The 16,710-nt window shown below is 62.3% G+C and carries 16 protein-coding genes and 1 riboswitch; of the genes, 14 read left to right on the top strand and 2 right to left on the bottom strand.

From position 1 onward, the window contains the following. Window positions 1-134 precede the first annotated feature (134 nt). The 3 genes from hda (at window position 135) to M8Q45_RS17740 (ending at window position 2,426) form a co-directional block, all read left to right on the top strand. A complete protein-coding gene (gene hda / locus M8Q45_RS17750) occupies window positions 135-839 on the top strand; it encodes a DnaA regulatory inactivator Hda (protein WP_003178999.1) in 705 nt (234 codons plus the stop codon). Between the two features lie 260 nt (window positions 840-1,099). Beyond that, the gene (locus M8Q45_RS17745) at window positions 1,100-1,726 is read left to right on the top strand and encodes a C40 family peptidase (RefSeq protein WP_181288502.1); all 627 of its coding nucleotides are present in this window, start codon (window positions 1,100-1,102) and stop codon (window positions 1,724-1,726) included. Between the two features lie 166 nt (window positions 1,727-1,892). Further along, on the top strand, window positions 1,893-2,426 hold the full coding sequence (locus tag M8Q45_RS17740) for a C40 family peptidase (RefSeq protein ID WP_030142395.1): 534 nt from the start codon (window positions 1,893-1,895) through the stop codon (window positions 2,424-2,426). Window positions 2,427-2,505: 79 nt separating this feature from the next. Here the strand turns inward: M8Q45_RS17740 and M8Q45_RS17735 are convergent, their stop codons facing one another. Then, complete coding sequence (locus tag M8Q45_RS17735; protein WP_249875791.1) at window positions 2,506-3,816, bottom strand: PQQ-dependent sugar dehydrogenase; 1,311 nt, start codon at window positions 3,814-3,816, stop codon at window positions 2,506-2,508. Between the two features lie 196 nt (window positions 3,817-4,012). Beyond that, window positions 4,013-4,597: a hypothetical protein gene (locus M8Q45_RS17730; protein WP_249875790.1), complete on the bottom strand. Its 585-nt coding sequence runs from the start codon at window positions 4,595-4,597 to the stop codon at window positions 4,013-4,015. A 159-nt stretch (window positions 4,598-4,756) separates the two neighbouring features. Beyond that, window positions 4,757-5,043: riboswitch (cobalamin riboswitch) on the top strand. Window positions 5,044-5,123: 80 nt separating this feature from the next. Here M8Q45_RS17730 and cobO point away from each other — a divergent pair. From cobO to M8Q45_RS17675, 11 genes are all read left to right on the top strand, one after another. Next, complete coding sequence (gene cobO / locus M8Q45_RS17725) at window positions 5,124-5,735, top strand: cob(I)yrinic acid a,c-diamide adenosyltransferase (RefSeq protein ID WP_030142392.1); 612 nt, start codon at window positions 5,124-5,126, stop codon at window positions 5,733-5,735. Window positions 5,736-5,746: 11 nt separating this feature from the next. After that, window positions 5,747-7,153 (top strand): cobyrinic acid a,c-diamide synthase CobB, encoded by a 1,407-nt coding sequence (locus tag M8Q45_RS17720; RefSeq protein ID WP_249875789.1) that lies wholly within the window; start codon window positions 5,747-5,749, stop codon window positions 7,151-7,153. Beyond that, on the top strand, window positions 7,150-7,800 hold the full coding sequence (gene bluB / locus M8Q45_RS17715) for a 5,6-dimethylbenzimidazole synthase (protein WP_249875788.1): 651 nt from the start codon (window positions 7,150-7,152) through the stop codon (window positions 7,798-7,800). Before M8Q45_RS17720 ends, bluB begins: the two co-directional genes overlap by 4 nt. Further along, window positions 7,797-8,705, top strand: a complete 909-nt coding sequence (gene cbiB / locus M8Q45_RS17710; RefSeq protein ID WP_249875787.1) for an adenosylcobinamide-phosphate synthase CbiB — start codon at window positions 7,797-7,799, stop codon at window positions 8,703-8,705. The genes bluB and cbiB overlap by 4 nt, the downstream gene beginning before the upstream one ends. Beyond that, window positions 8,698-9,690: a threonine-phosphate decarboxylase CobD gene (gene cobD, locus M8Q45_RS17705; RefSeq protein WP_249875786.1), complete on the top strand. Its 993-nt coding sequence runs from the start codon at window positions 8,698-8,700 to the stop codon at window positions 9,688-9,690. Before cbiB ends, cobD begins: the two co-directional genes overlap by 8 nt. Further along, window positions 9,687-11,138: a cobyric acid synthase gene (locus M8Q45_RS17700; RefSeq protein WP_249875785.1), complete on the top strand. Its 1,452-nt coding sequence runs from the start codon at window positions 9,687-9,689 to the stop codon at window positions 11,136-11,138. Before cobD ends, M8Q45_RS17700 begins: the two co-directional genes overlap by 4 nt. A gap of 249 nt (window positions 11,139-11,387) precedes the next feature. Continuing rightward, on the top strand, window positions 11,388-11,909 hold the full coding sequence (gene cobU, locus M8Q45_RS17695; protein ID WP_249875784.1) for a bifunctional adenosylcobinamide kinase/adenosylcobinamide-phosphate guanylyltransferase: 522 nt from the start codon (window positions 11,388-11,390) through the stop codon (window positions 11,907-11,909). Continuing rightward, complete coding sequence (gene cobT, locus M8Q45_RS17690) at window positions 11,906-12,961, top strand: nicotinate-nucleotide--dimethylbenzimidazole phosphoribosyltransferase (protein ID WP_249875783.1); 1,056 nt, start codon at window positions 11,906-11,908, stop codon at window positions 12,959-12,961. The genes cobU and cobT overlap by 4 nt, the downstream gene beginning before the upstream one ends. Further along, complete coding sequence (gene cobC, locus M8Q45_RS17685) at window positions 12,958-13,533, top strand: alpha-ribazole phosphatase family protein (protein ID WP_249875782.1); 576 nt, start codon at window positions 12,958-12,960, stop codon at window positions 13,531-13,533. The genes cobT and cobC overlap by 4 nt, the downstream gene beginning before the upstream one ends. A gap of 2 nt (window positions 13,534-13,535) precedes the next feature. Beyond that, window positions 13,536-14,270: an adenosylcobinamide-GDP ribazoletransferase gene (locus tag M8Q45_RS17680; protein ID WP_249877347.1), complete on the top strand. Its 735-nt coding sequence runs from the start codon at window positions 13,536-13,538 to the stop codon at window positions 14,268-14,270. Between the two features lie 189 nt (window positions 14,271-14,459). Beyond that, entirely contained in the window at window positions 14,460-16,433 is a 1,974-nt protein-coding gene (locus tag M8Q45_RS17675) for a hypothetical protein (protein ID WP_249875781.1), read from the top strand. Window positions 16,434-16,710 lie beyond the last annotated feature (277 nt).

Below are 16,710 nucleotides of genomic sequence, written 5' to 3'. Positions count from 1 at the left end.
GGCGAAAACAGGCGAGGAAGCGGAGTTGACGGGTTGTCAATGAGCATTCCGAGCCTGTTTTCAACGCAGCATGATCGTCGCGCAGGCACTTTTCGGACAAAGCCTAACGGTTCCTTGGGAACTGTTCAGTCCGCATGAAACCGATTCAGCTGCCCCTTGGTGTGCGTCTGCGTGATGACGCCACCTTCATCAACTACTATCCAGGCGCCAATGCCGCTGCACTCGGCTATGTCGAGCGGCTTTGCGAAGCCGACGCTGGCTGGACCGAGAGCCTGATCTACCTGTGGGGCAAGGATGGAGTAGGGCGCACGCATCTTCTGCAGGCCGCGTGCCTGCGATTCGAACAACTGGGCGAGCCGGCGGTTTACCTGCCACTGGCGGAACTGCTCGATCGTGGCGTTGAAATCCTCGACAACCTTGAACAATACGAACTGGTCTGCCTGGACGATCTCCAGGCCGTGGCCGGCAAGGCTGATTGGGAAGAAGCGCTGTTCCACCTGTTCAACCGGTTGCGCGACAGCGGGCGGCGCTTGTTGATCGCTGCATCCACGTCACCGCGAGAGTTGCCGGTGAAACTGGCTGACTTGAAATCCCGCCTGACCCTGGCGCTGATTTTCCAGATGCGCCCGCTCTCCGATGAAGACAAGCTGCGGGCGCTGCAACTGCGCGCTTCCCGCCGTGGCCTGCACCTGACCGATGAGGTCGGGCATTTTATCCTCACCCGTGGCACCCGCAGCATGAGCGCGTTGTTCGAGCTGCTCGAACGCCTCGACCAGGCCTCCCTCCAGGCGCAGCGCAAGCTGACTATTCCTTTTTTGAAAGAAACACTGGGCTGGTAAAAATTTTTTTGGCGAGATTTTTTGTGGCGAGGGAGCTTGCTCCCGCTCGAGTGCGAAGCGCTCGTAAAAGGGGCCGCTGCGCCCGAGGCGTCGGACCGGCCCAGCGGGAGCAAGCTCCCTCGCCACAGTTCAAAATGGGCTTAAGCGCTTAGATGTAAACGCAAAACCGAGAAGTCACATTTGCATCGATTGAATTTGCAAATGAGGACGATAGAAGGCATAGTCTCGCCATCTTTACTACTTCAGCCACGGTCGTGCCCATGCTAAATCGCTTCGCACCCCTCGTGCCTCTCGCACTCGTTACCCTGTTGTTCGGTTGCGCTGCCCACTCCCCAGTGTCCCAGCAAGCGCCACAAGCACAGGTCAAGAATTCTGTAACCGCCCAGTCTTCCTCCGTTGCGTTCCAGGAAGAAATGGCCACCGACAAAGAGCTGGCAGAGTTCGCCGGCAGCAAGCCTTATCAGCTTCCAGTGCTGGCAGACAGCATCCTGGAGCGTGGCATGTCCTTGATCGGTACTCGTTATCGTTTTGGCGGTACGTCTGAAGCCGGCTTCGATTGCAGCGGTTTCATCGGTTATCTGTTCCGCGAAGAGGCCGGCATGAACCTGCCACGTTCCACTCGCGAAATGATCAACGTGAACGCCCCACTGGTAGCACGCAATCAGCTGGAGCCCGGAGACCTGCTGTTCTTCAGCACCAACGGTCGTCGCGGTCGCGTCAGCCACGCCGGTATCTACCTGGGCGACAACCAGTTCATCCACTCCAGCAGCCGCCGCAGCGGTGGGGTGCGAATCGACAGCCTGGGCGACAGCTACTGGAGCAAGACCTTCCTCGAAGCCAAGCGCGCTCTCGCCATGGCGCCGACTGTGGTCACGGCTCGCAAGTAAGCGCACAGTTTGTAGGGCAAACTTAAAGTCTTACTTGAAGTTTGCCCCATAGCCGCTAGAATCCTTGATCATTGATTGATGGCAATCCGCCTGCGTATTACGCGGGCGGATTTGTTTCCATCTCCACGGCAGAAAAAGCCGCATCCAGATCAGGATTGTTCTGCATATGTCGACGTCGGCCCGCCTCGCTCTCATGCTTCTCGCCGCGCTGCTCAGCGCCTGTGCCAGTCGTACTCCGCCACCCGCACCCGTGCGGGCTCCGGTGGTATTCGCTCCCTCCCAACCTTCGTCCCCGGCCGCTGAAGACGTGCTGTTTCGCGCGCTGGGGCTTGTGGGAACGCCCTATCGCTGGGGTGGTAACACGCCGGATTCAGGTTTCGATTGCAGTGGCTTGATCGGCTACGTGTACCGTGACGCCGCCGGTATTTCCCTGCCGCGTTCCACCCGGGAAATGATCAGCATGCGAGCGCCGGAGGTCGGCAAGGATGCGTTGGAGACCGGCGACCTGGTTTTCTTCGCCACCAATGGCGGCTCCCAGGTCAGTCACGCCGGGATTTATGTCGGGGAGGGGCGTTTCGTCCATGCGCCGGCCACGGGCGGGACGGTCAAGTTGGACAGCCTGTCCAAGGCCTATTGGCAGAAAGCCTACCTGGGCGCCAAGCGCGTGTTGCAGCCGGAGCATCTGGCGCGTAATCCCTGACGATTAAGAAGATCGACTCTGCTGGAGAGGCTCTTGTGGTGAGGGAGCAAGCTCCCTCGCCACGGTTCGGTTCCGGTTCTTAGTTCTTCGAAACACGCCAGACCTTGTTCCCCACGTCATCCGCCACCAACAGCCCGCCCTGTTTATCAATCACCACGCCCACCGGCCGGCCCTGGGCTTTTTCGTCGGCGTTGAGAAAACCTGTCAGCACATCCACCGGTGGTCCCACCGGTTTACCTGCGCTAAACGGGACGAAGATCACTTTATAACCACTGTGGGGCTTGCGGTTCCAGGAGCCGTGCTGCCCGACGAAGGCCCCTTCGGTGAAGGGCGCGGGCAAGGTGCTGCCTTCGGCGAAGGCCAGGCCCAATGACGCCGTGTGGGGGCCGACGGCATAGTCGGGGGCGATAGCCTTGGCCACCCGCTCGGGGTTTTGTGGTTCGACCCGGATGTCCACGTTCTGCCCGTAGTAACTGTAGGGCCAACCGTAGAAACCGCCATCCTTCACCGAGGTGATGTAGTCCGGCACCAGGTCACTGCCAATCTCGTCCCGTTCGTTTACCGCGGTCCACAACGCGCCACTGCGGGGCTCCCATGCGAGGCCGTTGGGGTTGCGCAAGCCCGAGGCGAAAATGCGATGAGCGCCACTGGCCCGGTCCACCTCCCAGATCGCCGCGCGACCTTCTTCCGCCTCCATTCCATTTTCCGCAACGTTGCTGTTCGAGCCCGTGGTGACGTACAACTTGCTGCCGTCCTGGCTGGCGATCACGTTCTTGGTCCAGTGGTGGTTGAGCGTGCCGCCCGGCAAATCGACCACTTTGGTCGGCTGTGCCGTGATCTTCGTGTCGCCATCCTTATAAGGGAAGCGAATCAACCGATCAGTATCGGCCACGTACAGGTCACTGCCTACCAGTGTCATGCCGAACGGTGAGTTGAGATTTTCCAGGAAGATCGTCCGGGTTTCAGCAACGCCGTCATGGTTTGCGTCGCGCAGCAACGTAATACGGTTGGGGCTTGGCACCCCAGCGCCGGCGCGTCCCATGACTTTTTTCATGACCCAGCCACGAATGCCCTTGGCATCGTCGGGCTTGGGCGGTGCGTTGGTTTCCGCCACCAGTACATCGCCATTGGGCAGGACATAGAGCCAGCGTGGATGATCCAGCCCCTCGGCGAACGCCACGACGTCCAGGCCCTGGGCCGGGGTTGGCTTGGCGCCGTCCGGCCAGCCGACGGCTTCGGCGATATTCACCGTGGGGATCAGGGTCTTGTTCGGCTCGGGCAGTTTCGGCGACGGGCCGATGCCGTCGGAAACCTGCAAGGTGGAAGACTCGCCGCAAGCGAATAGCCCTGTAGCAAGGGCGACGATCAAAAGATGAGAGGGCTTGAGCATGCGGGCTTCCCTATGAATGCATGTGGTTATTCATAGAGAAGCGTAGACGGGGGATGGTTCAACGGTGGGTGGTCATTCAGCCAAGCGATCCTTGTGGGAGCGAGCTTGCTCGCGATAGCGGTGTGTCAGGCGACCCTGACGCAACTGATAACCCGCCATCGCGAGCAAGCTCGCTCCCACAGTTTTTTGTGTGGCGTTAACCATGGGCCTGCTTGAACAGCACCGCGACGCCAGGGTGATAGTGCCCGGTTTCGTTGCGCAACTTGCGATAGGCATAGGGAAAATACCAGGCCACCGCGCAGGTGTTTTCTTTCTGCAGGTCATCGATCATGTCCTGCAGTTCTTCCGGCGTGGCACTTTGCTGGTTTTTTTGCGGGGCGACGAACAGGCAGCCGAGCCTCAAGTCGCTGGCATAGCTGATGCGCTTGGCGTCGCTGGTGGCTTCCAGCAAGGGTTGGGTCAGGTTCAGGTTGTTGACCTTCGGCCAGCGTTGGGTCGCCTGGATGAAGGCGCGTTCATCGGTACTGGCAATCAACAGGTCGGCGCGGGCGCTGCGTTCGCCTTCTTCGTTCTGTTTGCGCGTGGACGCGTCCTGCAGCGTGACCATCTCAGCCATCCAGGCGGCGGCCGACAGCAACCCGAGGTTGGCTTTTTCATCGTGCCAATAAGGTGTGTCGTTATCGCCGCGCACGGCGTTGTAGCGGTCGATACAGTCGAACCAGCGTTCCAGTACCGGGCGCAGGAATTCCAGGTTCGGATTGCTGATGATCATGCCTTGCATGCGTTTGCCCTCTTGTTCTTGTGATATCGGGTCATGGTGTCTCTTTGATATCACTTGCCGCAGCATCACACAAGATTGACGTCAGTTTATTGATCCGGGCCAATGTCCCAGGTGATGGCCGTCGCGGCTTTAATTGACGCTCCACCCCCAACCCTCTAACCTTCGCGGCTTGTTTCAGGTGCTCTATGGCATTGCCGATAGGGTGAAACAGGGAAGCCGGTGCGTGCACACAAACCCGGCGCTGCCCCCGCAACGGTAAATGAGTCAACGCTGCGCTTGTGGCCTGTGTGGTGGGTTCGTCAGTTCAAGTTCGGATGACGCCGAAGTTGACCGACAGAACTCGCCACACAGGCCACTCACCACTGTGTCCATTGACATGGGAAGGCGCGCAGCCAGGCGTTACGCCGCTCATGAGCCCGGAGACCGGCCTGATTCATCCAACGGCATCACGGTGGGCGATGCCAGGCTCATTGCCGTCCTCTTTTTGCCCGCCCGCCGTTATCCAGTCCCAACGGAGAGCTCCCCCATGACCGACACGCCCGATCGCGACGAACGCCACCTGGCACGCATGCTGCGCAAGAAAGCCGTGATTGACGAGCGCATCGCCAACTCGCCGAACGAGTGCGGCCTGCTGCTGGTGCTGACCGGCAACGGCAAGGGCAAGAGCAGTTCGGCGTTTGGCATGCTGGCCCGGGCCATGGGCCATGGCATGCAGTGCGGCGTGGTGCAGTTCATCAAGGGGCGCAACAGCACCGGCGAGGAGCTGTTTTTCCGCCGCTTCCCGGAGCAGGTGCGCTTTCATGTCATGGGCGAAGGCTTCACCTGGGAAACCCAGGACCGCCAGCGCGACATCGCCGCCGCCGAAGCCGCCTGGGCTGTGTCGCGTCAGTTGCTCAGCGACCCGGCCATTGGCCTGGTGGTACTCGATGAACTGAACATCGCCCTCAAGCACGGCTACCTCGACCTCGATCAAGTCCTGAGCGATCTGCAAGCCCGACCGCCCATGCAGCATGTGGTGGTGACCGGTCGCGGCGCCAAGCCCGAGATGATCGAGTTGGCCGATACCGTGACCGAAATGGGCATGATCAAGCATGCGTTCCAGGCCGGCATCAAGGCGCAGAAAGGCGTCGAATTGTGAGCGATGCGCCGATGACCAGTCGCCACTGTCCGGCGGTGTTGGTCGCCGCCCCGGCGTCCGGCCAGGGCAAGACCACCGTCACCGCCGCCCTGGCACGGTTGCATCGCAACCAGGGGCGCAAGGTGCGGGTGTTCAAGTGTGGCCCCGACTTCCTCGATCCGATGATCCTTGAGCGAGCCAGTGGCGCGCCGGTCTATCAATTGGACATGTGGATGGTCGGCGAGCAGGAGAGTCGCCGACTGCTGTGGGAAGCCGCCGCGGAAGCGGACCTGATCCTGATCGAAGGCGTGATGGGACTGTTCGACGGCACGCCGTCCAGCGCCGACCTGGCGCGGCATTTCGGCGTGCCGGTACTCGCGGTGATCGACGGCACGGCCATGGCCCAGACCTTCGGCGCCTTGGCCCTGGGCCTGGCGCGTTATCAACCGGACCTGCCGTTCGCCGGGGTCTTGGCCAACCGGGTCGGGACCTTGCGTCATGCGCAGTTGCTCGAAGGCAGCCTGACCGAAGGCTTGCGTTGGTATGGCGCGTTGTCACGGGAAACCGGCATCGAATTGCCAAGCCGTCATCTCGGACTGGTCCAGGCCAGTGAGTTGAACGACCTGGACGTTCGCCTGGATGCTGCCGCCGAGGCGTTGGCCAGCAGCTGTGAAGTGGCTCTGCCGCCCAGCGTTGAGTTCGCGGCTCCGGAGGTGAGCGTTGTTGAGCCGTGGCTCGACGGTGTGCGCATCGCTGTCGCCAGGGACGAGGCGTTTGCCTTCACTTACGGCGCGAGCCTCGATCTGCTGCGGGCCATGGGCGCGCAGTTGAGTTTCTTTTCGCCGATTCACGATACCCAGTTACCCAAGGCGGACAGCCTTTACCTGCCTGGCGGTTATCCCGAACTGCACCACGTCGCCCTGGCGCTAAACGCGCCGATGCTGGCGGCGATCCGTGCCCACCATGCGGCCGGCAAGCCGCTGCTCGCCGAATGCGGCGGCATGCTGTACCTGCTTGATTCGTTGACCGACGTCGAAGGCGTCCGCGCCGAATTGCTGGGTTTGCTGGCCGGGGATGCGCAGATGCAAAAACGCCTGGCGGCCCTCGCGCTGCAATCGGTGGATTTGCCGGAAGGTTCCCTGCGCGGGCATACCTACCATCATTCGCTGACCAGCACCGGACTCGAGCCGATTGCCCGCGGGCACAGCCCCAATGGCGGGCGGGGAGCTGAGGCGGTTTTCCGACAAGGACGAATGACGGCTTCCTACGTGCATTTTTATTTTCCGTCCAATCCGAGGGCGATTGCCGCGTTGTTTGCGCCTGACCGAGAAGCCGCCTTCGCGAGCAAGCTCGCTCCCACAGGGGATCGGGTTGAGCAGGGATCTACAGCAGCACCACAATCTAATGTGGGAGCGAGCTTGCTCGCGAAGAGGCCATGACAAACACCACTTTCTCCCAGGCCGAACGCGAAGCCGTCTACCGCGCCATCGCCGAACGCCGCGACATGCGCCATTTCAGCGGCGGCACCGTCGAGCCGCCATTGCTGCGCCGCCTGCTGGAAGCCGCGCACCAGGCTCCCAGTGTCGGGCTGATGCAACCGTGGCGATTCATCCGTATCAGCAATCGCGCCTTGCGCGGTGAAATCCAGCACTTGGTGGAAGAAGAACGGATCCGCACCGCCGAAGCCTTGGGCGAGCGCAGCGACGAATTCATGAAGCTCAAGGTCGATGGCATCAACGACTGTGCCGAAGTCCTGGTGGCGGCGTTGATGGACGACCGGGAGCGGCACATTTTCGGCCGCCGGACCTTGCCGGAAATGGATTTGGCCTCGCTGTCCTGCGCCATCCAGAACCTCTGGCTGGCGGCCCGCGTCGAGGGACTGGGGATGGGCTGGGTGTCGTTGTTCGAGCCCCAGGCCCTGGCCGATCTGCTGGGCCTGCCGGCTGGCGCCAAGCCGCTGGCGATCTTGTGCCTGGGGCCGGTCGAGGGCTTTTATCCTGCGCCGATGCTTGCGCTGGAAGGCTGGGCGCAACCGCGTCCGCTTAATGAACTGCTTTATGAAAATCACTGGGGAGTGCGCCCATGAGCGTGGCGTTGCTCAGCGCCGCCGCGGTGGCGCTGGATGCGTTGCTGGGCGAGCCCCGGCGCTGGCATCCGCTGGTGGCATTCGGCGGTTTCGCCACCCGTATCGAACAACGTTTCAATTCCGGTGGGCGTGGCTGGCGCAGTCACGGTGTCACGGCGTGGATCATCGCCGTGCTGCCCTTGACCTTGCTGGCTACGGCGCTGTCCTGGGCACCCTTGGTGGGCTGGCTGGTGGACATCCTCGCGTTGTACTGCGCCCTCGGCCTGCGCAGCCTCGGCGAGCATGTCGAGCCGGTGGCCCGGGCGTTACGCAGTGGGGATCTGGACGAGGCGCGCCAGCGGGTCAGTTATCTGGTCAGTCGCCAGACGGCTGAGCTGGACGAAACCGCTGTCGCCCGTGCCGCCACCGAGTCGGTGCTGGAAAACGGCAGCGATGCGGTGTTTGCGGCGTTGTTCTGGTTCGCGGTGGCCGGTGCGCCCGGCGTGGTGTTGTACCGCTTGAGCAATACCCTCGACGCCATGTGGGGTTATCGCAACGAGCGCTTCGAGCGTTTTGGCTGGGCGGCGGCGAAGATCGACGATGTGCTCAACTATATTCCCGCGCGGTTGGTGGCGTTGACCTACGCCGTCCTTGGCAAGACCCGCCCGGCGCTCAGATGCTGGCGCACCCAGGGCCCAACCTGGGACAGCCCCAACGCCGGGCCGGTGATGGCCGCCGGCGCCGGTGCGCTGGGCGTGGAACTGGGGGGCGCGGCGGTGTATCACGGCGAACTGCATCAGCGTCCGCCGTTGGGCGAAGGCGTGCCGGCGAGTGCTGATTCCATTGATCGTGGCTGGCAATTGGTGCAGCGCGGCGTATGGTTATGGCTGCTGATTCTCTGCCTCGGAGCCGAGTTCTATGCTTGAGCATGGTGGACGACTGCGCAACGCTTCCCGGCAGTACGGCATTGCCGAGGCCGACTGGCTCGACCTGTCCAGCGGCCTGGCGCCCTGGCCGTTCGACGTTCCGCCTATCCCATTGCGCGCCTGGGCGCGCCTGCCCGAGGCCGACGATGGATTGGAACAGGCCGCTTGCGATTACTACGAAGCGACGCATGTGCTGCCGGTGGCCGGTTCGCAGATGGCCATCCAACTGCTGCCGCGCCTGCGCCGGGCCGGCAAGGTCGGCGTCTTGTCGCCCTGTTACGCCGAGCACGCCGAAGCCTGGCGCCGTTGCGGTTACATCGTGCGCGAAGTGCTGGAGGCGGAAGTGGACTTCTTCCTCGACAGCCTCGACGTGTTGGTGGTGGTCAATCCGAACAATCCCACGGGCCTGAGCCTGAGCCCGGAACGCTTGCTCGACTGGCACGCACGGTTGGCCCAGCGTGGTGGCTGGCTGGTGGTGGATGAGGCGTTCATGGATATCACGCCGCACCTCAGCCTCAGCGCCCATGCCCATCAGGTCGGGCTGATCGTGTTGCGATCGTTCGGCAAATTCTTTGGCCTGGCCGGGGTTCGCCTGGGGTTCGTCCTGGCCGAGCGCCGTTTGCTGAAGCTGCTCGCCGAGCAAGTCGGGCCGTGGGCCATCAGCGGGCCGACCCGGGTTTTGGGTGAAGCTTGTCTGCTCGACACCGAAGCCCATGCACGGCAGCGCGAGCGTTGCGAAGAAACCAGCCAGCGCCTGGCCATGACGCTGGAACGCCACGGCTTCAAGCCCCAGGGCGGTTGTGCATTGTTCCAGTGGCTGGTCACCGAACATGCCCAGGCGCTTTACGACTTCATGGCCCATCGCGGCATTCTCCTGCGGCTCTTCACCGAGACCAGCAGCCTGCGCTTTGGGTTGCCGGCTGACGACGCGCAATTCCTGCGCCTCGAACAGGCTTTCGAGGCCTACGCCAAGGACATTCAATGACGACCTTGATGGTGCAGGGCACCACCTCCGATGCCGGTAAAAGCACCCTGGTCACGGCGCTGTGCCGCTGGGTCAAGCGCCAGGGCGTGCGCGTGGTGCCGTTCAAGCCGCAGAACATGGCCCTCAACAGCGCAGTGACCGCCGACGGCGGCGAAATCGGCCGGGCCCAGGCCGTCCAGGCCCAGGCCTGCGGCCTCGAACCGCACACCGACATGAACCCGGTGCTGCTCAAGCCCAACAGCGACACTGGCGCCCAGGTCATCATCCATGGCCGCGCCGTCACCACCATGAACGCCGTGGCCTATCACGATTACAAAGCCATCGCGATGCAAGCGGTGCTGGCCTCCCATGAACGCTTGAGCGCCGCGTATCCGGTCGTCATGGTGGAGGGCGCCGGGTCGCCGGCCGAGATCAACCTGCGGGCTGGCGACATCGCCAACATGGGCTTCGCCGAAGCGGTGGACTGCCCGGTGTTGCTGATCGCCGACATCAATCGCGGCGGTGTATTCGCCCATCTGGTCGGCACCCTGGAGCTGCTGTCCCCCAGCGAACAGGCGCGGGTCAAGGGCTTCGTCATCAACCGCTTTCGCGGTGATCTGGCCTTGCTTCAGCCCGGCCTGGACTGGTTGGAAGCGCGCACCGGCAAACCGGTGGTCGGCGTGTTGCCCTACGTGATGGACCTGCATCTGGAAGCCGAGGACGGCCTCGACCAGCGTCAGGCCGACAAGGCCGAACACGTGCTCAAGGTGGTGGTGCCGGTCCTGCCGCGCATCAGCAACCACACCGATTTCGATCCGCTGCGCCTGCATCCGCAAGTCGATTTGCAATTCATCGGCCCCGGCCAGGTCATCCCGCCGGCGGACCTGATTATCCTGCCCGGTTCCAAAAGTGTGCGCAGCGACTTGGCCTTTCTACGAGCCAATGGCTGGGAAACGGCGATCCATCGACACCTGCGCTACGGCGGCAAGCTGTTGGGCATTTGTGGCGGTCTGCAGATGCTTGGCCAGCACGTCCACGACCCGCTCGGCCTGGAAGGCGCGGCGGGCTCCAGCGCCGGGCTGGGCCTGTTGGAATTCGAAACGACCCTGGAACGCGAGAAGCAATTGCGCAATGTCCGCGGGCGGCTGGCGTTGGAAGAGGCTGAAGTCAGTGGTTATGAGATCCACGCGGGCGTGACCGTCGGCCCCGCTCTGGAAAATGCTGCGGTGCATCTCGATGACGGCCGTTGCGATGGCGCTCGGAGCCTGGATGGGCAGATTGTCGGGACTTATCTGCACGGGCTGTTTGAATCGCCGGCGGCCAGCAGTGCGTTGCTGCGTTGGTCGGGTTTGGAGAACGTACAGGCGGTGGATTACCACGGCTTGCGCGAGCGGGATATCGAACGGTTGGCGGACCTGGTGGAGCGGCATCTGGATACCGGGTTGCTGCGTGAACTCTGTGGGATCTAGGGTGGCTGTACTGGCCTCATCGCGAGCAAGCTCGCTCCCACATTGGATCTCTGATGACCACAGCATTCATGTACACCCTGGATCAACTGTGGGAGCGAGCCTGCTCGCGAAGAGGCCGGCAGCCACACCGCTAACAAAAGATAACCAATGTTCCAGCATCGGATCTGCGGGTGTACATAAGTCCCCTGTGGGAGCGAGCTTGCTCGCGATGGCGCCAGTCGCCACACCGCCAATAAAAGGTAATACCCCATGCTGCAACTGATCCTCGGCGGCGCCCGCTCCGGCAAGAGTCGCCTGGCCGAAAAACTCGCGGCAGAGACACACTTGCCGGTGACCTACATCGCCACCAGTCAACCTCTCGACGGCGAGATGAACCAACGTGTCGCCCAGCACCGCGCCCGGCGTCCGGCCGAATGGGCGTTGGTGGAGGAACCGTTGGCGCTGGCGCAGGTGCTGCGGGAAAACGCTGCAACCGATCGATGCCTGCTGGTGGATTGCCTCACCCTCTGGTTGACCAATCTACTGATGCTCGACGATCCCGAACGGTTGATCGCCGAGCGTGAAGCGCTGCTGGACTGCCTCAGCGCGCTCCCCGGCGAAGTCATATTCGTCAGCAACGAAACCGGCATGGGTGTCGTGCCGCTGGGCGAGTTGACCCGCCGTTACGTCGATGAAGCCGGTTGGCTGCATCAAGCCCTGGCCGAACGTTGTCAGCGCGTCGTGCTGACCGTCGCCGGCCTGCCCCTGACTCTCAAAGGTACTGCGTTATGAATCGCCGCTGGTGGCTGGAACCGTGCAAGCCCGTTGATACCCAAGCGCTGGAGCAGGCCACGGCCCGTCAGCAACAACTGACCAAACCGGCCGGCTCCCTGGGCCGCCTGGAGTCGGTGGCGGTGCAACTGGCTGGCCTGCAAGGCCAAGTCAAACCGAGCCTCGACCGGCTGTGGATCGCCATTTTCGCCGGCGACCATGGCGTCGTGGCCGAGGGCGTATCGGCCTACCCCCAGGAAGTGACCGGGCAGATGCTGCTCAATTTTGTCAGGGGCGGCGCGGCCATCAGCGTCCTGGCGCGGCAACTGGACGCCTCGCTGGAAGTGGTGGATTTGGGCACCGTGACGCCGTCGCTGGATTTGCCCGGCGTGCGCCATTTGAACGTGGGCCCTGGCACCGCCAATTTTGTCCAGGGCCCAGCCATGACCCCGGTCCAAGGCGAGCAGGCTTTGCAAGCCGGACGCGACAGTGTGATGCGCGCCTTGGCGACCGGGACGCAATTGTTCATCGGCGGCGAGATGGGCATTGGCAACACCACGGCGGCCAGCGCCCTGGCCTGTGCCTTGCTCGATTGCCCGGTGGCGCATCTGGTGGGACCGGGAACGGGGTTGGATGCAGCGGGTATCAGCCGCAAGGCTCGGGTGATCGAACGGGCCCTGGCGCTGCACGGTGTCAAGGACAACGACCCGTTGCAGGCCCTGTTCAACCTCGGCGGTTTTGAGATCGCGGCCTTGACCGGGGCCTATCTGGCCTGTGCCCAGCAGGGCATTGCGGCGCTGGTGGATGGGTTCATTTGCAGCGTCGCGGCGCTGGTGGCGGTGCGCCTCAATCCCGAGTGCCGGCCATGGTTGCTGTTCGGCCATCGCGGCGCCGAGCCGGGGCATCGCCACGTGCTGGAAACCCTCGAAGCCGAACCGCTGCTGGAGCTGGGCTTGCGCCTGGGCGAGGGCAGCGGCGCGGCGTTGGCGGTGCCGCTGTTGCGCCTGGCCTGTGACCTGCACGGGCAAATGGCGACGTTTGCCGAAGCGGCCGTGGCGGATCGCCCGGCATGACCTTGCGCCTGGACTTGCTGCGTCACGGCGAAACCGAACTGGGCGGCGGCTTGCGCGGCAGTCTCGATGATGCCTTGACGGCCAGGGGCTGGGAGCAGATGCACACCGCTGTCGAGCAAGGCGGGCCCTGGGATCGCCTGGTGAGCTCGCCGCTACAGCGCTGCGCCCGTTTCGCCGAGCAACTGGGCGCCCGGCTCAGCCTGCCGGTGCACTTGGACAAAGACCTGCAAGAGCTGCATTTCGGCGCCTGGGAGGGGCATGGCGCGGCGGCGTTGATGGACACCGACGCCGAGGCGCTGGGCCGCTTCTGGGCCGATCCTTATGCCTTCACGCCGCCCGATGGCGAGCCGGTGCTGGCATTTTCCAGCCGCGTCCTCACGGCGGTCGAACGCCTGCGCGCGGCCTATGCCGGTCAGCGGGTCTTGCTGGTCAGCCATGGCGGGGTGATGCGCCTGCTGCTGGCCCAGGCCCGGGGCCTGCCTCGGGAGCAGTTGCTCAACGTTGAAGTCGCTCATGGCGCGCTGTTTTCCCTGACCGTGTTGGCAGGTCCAGTGCTCAAAGAGGCGCAATGACCATGTTGCCCTTCTGGATCGCCTTGCAATTCCTCAGCAGCCTGCCGGTGCGCCTGCCCGGCATGCCCGAGCCCGAGCAACTGGGTCGTTCGCTGCTGTTCTATCCCATGGTGGGGCTGGTGTTCGGCGGCGTGCTGTGGCTGCTCGATGCACTGCTTCTGGGCGCACCGCCGCTGCTCCATGCCGCGCTGCTGCTGACCGCGTGGGTGCTGCTCAGCGGCGGCCTGCACCTGGACGGCTTGGCCGACAGCGCCGATGCCTGGCTAGGTGGTTTTGGCGACCGCGAACGCACGCTGCTGATCATGAAGGATCCACGCAGCGGGCCCATCGCGGTGATGACCTTGGTGCTGGTGCTGCTGCTCAAGTTCGCCTCGCTGGTGGCGTTGATCGAGCAGGGGCAAGCGTTGGCCTTGATCATCGTGCCGGTGCTGGGGCGTGCGGCGTTGCTGGGCTTGTTCCTCACCACACCTTACGTGCGGGCCGGCGGGTTGGGCCAGGCGCTGGCTGATCATCTGCCCCGACGCGCGGGTGGGTGGGTGTTGCTGGGGTGTGCGTTCGGTTGTGTGCTGGTGGCGGGGTGGGCGGGTGCCTGTGGGCTGGCCATTGGCTTGGTGGTGTTCGTTGGCTTGCGGCAAATGATGTTGCGCAGGCTCGGGGGCTGCACAGGGGATACGGCTGGGGCGTTGTTGGAGTTGCTTGAAGTGGCGGTGTTGGTTGGAGTGGTGCTGAGCCGATAAAGCCCCACTGTGCAGATAGCCACCTGTCAACTCTGACAGTTTCGGCCTATTTAAAAAAAGCGCTTACTTCCCTCCAGTGCAGAACGACGGGAAGCGTCTGGGCAGTGCCCGCAAATCATCGGTCTGCTTTTCGAGCTGAAGCGTCATGGGTAGCCATGGCTTCCAGGTATGAATACGGAGAGCGATAAGATGGCTGGTCCAGATAAAAAAGAGCAGTTCACTTCAAATGAAGGCGCATCCGGCGGACCTGCGCCGTTTGAGGTCCAGGATCCGGTTGTGAAGCCTGATCCCCTACTCGGGCTGCCGGCGGGGCTTATTCGTAGAGCTGATCTTAATACAGGCTTAACGACAACCATTACGACCTGGGGTAGCGACGTACCAGACGGAATGACGGAATATTTTCGACTACAAATTGCGCGAGCACAAAGTAGTGAGTGGGAGTTGATTGAGGAAAAATCTTTTACGGGAGGCAATACGTGGGAACCGCTGGTTTTCACTATCTCCAGCGGTTATTTGCTGGACCCGGAGCACGAAGGTGCTTTTGACCTGCGATACGAGCATGAGAACTTCCTTGGCGTTCCCGACCATTCCGGGCGAACGAGCATTTACATCGACAAGACCCCGCCCAACGGTGCGGTCCCTCCAAGTAGAATGGTGTTCACCGTCACGGAACCCATTACCGATGAAACTTTTGGTGCAAATGATTACTTGGAAGCGACAATTCCACCTTGGACGGTCGATCAGAGCGACGTGAAAATCTTGTACGCCTGGGTAAAGGACGAGCTGCCCGAAGATCCTTCGCTTATTTCTTTCGAAGGTCCTGACTCCATTGATCCGAACGGCAGCAGGGTCGTGCAAATTCCCAAGCAACACTTCCTTGACGCCGGAGATGGCCTTGGCTGTGGTGGCTACGTACTGGTCGACAAGGCCGGCAATCCGAGCCCGCTGTCTCTATATAAACTCATGTCGGTCGCTCTCGGCCCCCTGCCTGTTGAGCCATTGGGCGCACCCACGGCGGCGGATGCCACGGGCGGCGAGTTGCTGCGCTCGGACCTTGTCGACGGGAACGTCCTCGTCAATGTGCCTCATGTCACCAATGGCAAGTCCACCGATACCGTCGTTGTTAAATGGGGCACCAAGGAAGTCACGCCGGGTACGCCTCTAGGCAGCAACCCGTCGGGCGGAATCAACATCCCCGTGCCTTGGGCGACCCTCTGGGCCGAATACGGCAGTGCCACGACAGGCGTGGTGCCTACGTCGCTTTCCTACACGTTACTGCGGGGGGTAGAGCCTTATGTCTCAACTCCAGCTTCGGTCCCATGTAATTTTTCCGGCCCTGGACCGATCAACCCGGATCCGGAACCCGGCAACGACCTGCTGGAAGTGGTCACGGTCGTGGGTGAGTCGGGTGTTGACAATGAGCTGGAGGCAAGCGATGAAGACGGCGAGATCAAGGCCAAGATCGAACTGGTCGACCCACTGGCCGACGGTGATACCTATCAAGTCCTGTGGAACGGAACGCCCATCGGAGCCCCCTATGTGATTGACACCGACAATGACACGGCGGGGGACGTCATCGAGATTGATCTTGATTGGGACGTCATCCGCGGCGAAGGCCCGGATTCGGCCATGCCGGTCTGGTACGTATTGACCAACTCGGCTCATGCAAACCCGCAAGAGCCTAAGCAACGCACCTCGGTCATGATCGACTTCCTGGTCCAAGCCTTGCCGGAGGCCATCCCGAAACACACCAACACAAACGGTATCGTGACCTGCCTCTCACTGCGCTGGAATACGGGTGGTACAACCTTTGGCATCGAGTATCTGATTCCGCCGAGCCCCTATTTGAAACAGGGTGATACGGTCGAGGTGGTATGGAAGGCCTACACCGACTTCTCGAACCCGGTTCACGTTCCCGCCGCCGATAAGACGCACACGTTCAGCAATATCACCCAAGATCAGGCGGACAACGGGATTGTCTGGCTCATCGAACCCTACGCCACTCATGTTCTGCCCACGTGGCAAAGCACTGCCCAGATAGGCAAGGGTGAAGTGAGTTACAAAATCACGGGAGAACCTTTTCAACAAACGCCCACCAATACCAGGGTGGCGATGTCGCAGGGCGAGGGAACTTGCAACGTACCACCGCCGGCGAATCCTTGAGCATGCGCGCGCCCAGCCGCATACGAGGATTCATGGGAGGCACGGACCCTGCGGCAAGGGCGTTTGCCCCCGCAGGTTGTGCAGCAATCCAGGTTGCTGCACAGCCATCGACAGAGATGCCCGAGCTCCTTGGCTAGATACTCCCTTCACTGGCAGGCATGAGATGCGCGAGTGGGTTCCTACAGTTTGCTTCATCGTGTAAGTGGGTTAATTCAGAATAGTCCTACATACCATGGTGCCGGCGTTCTATAGCCTGCGCGGCCTTCTGTATTAAATT

The sequence above is a fragment of the Pseudomonas sp. T1.Ur genome (assembly GCF_023516725.1).
Classification (GTDB): domain Bacteria; phylum Pseudomonadota; class Gammaproteobacteria; order Pseudomonadales; family Pseudomonadaceae; genus Aquipseudomonas; species Aquipseudomonas alvandae.
The sequence above is the reverse complement of the archived record's forward strand: the minus strand, read 5'-3'. Positions and strand labels throughout refer to the sequence as shown.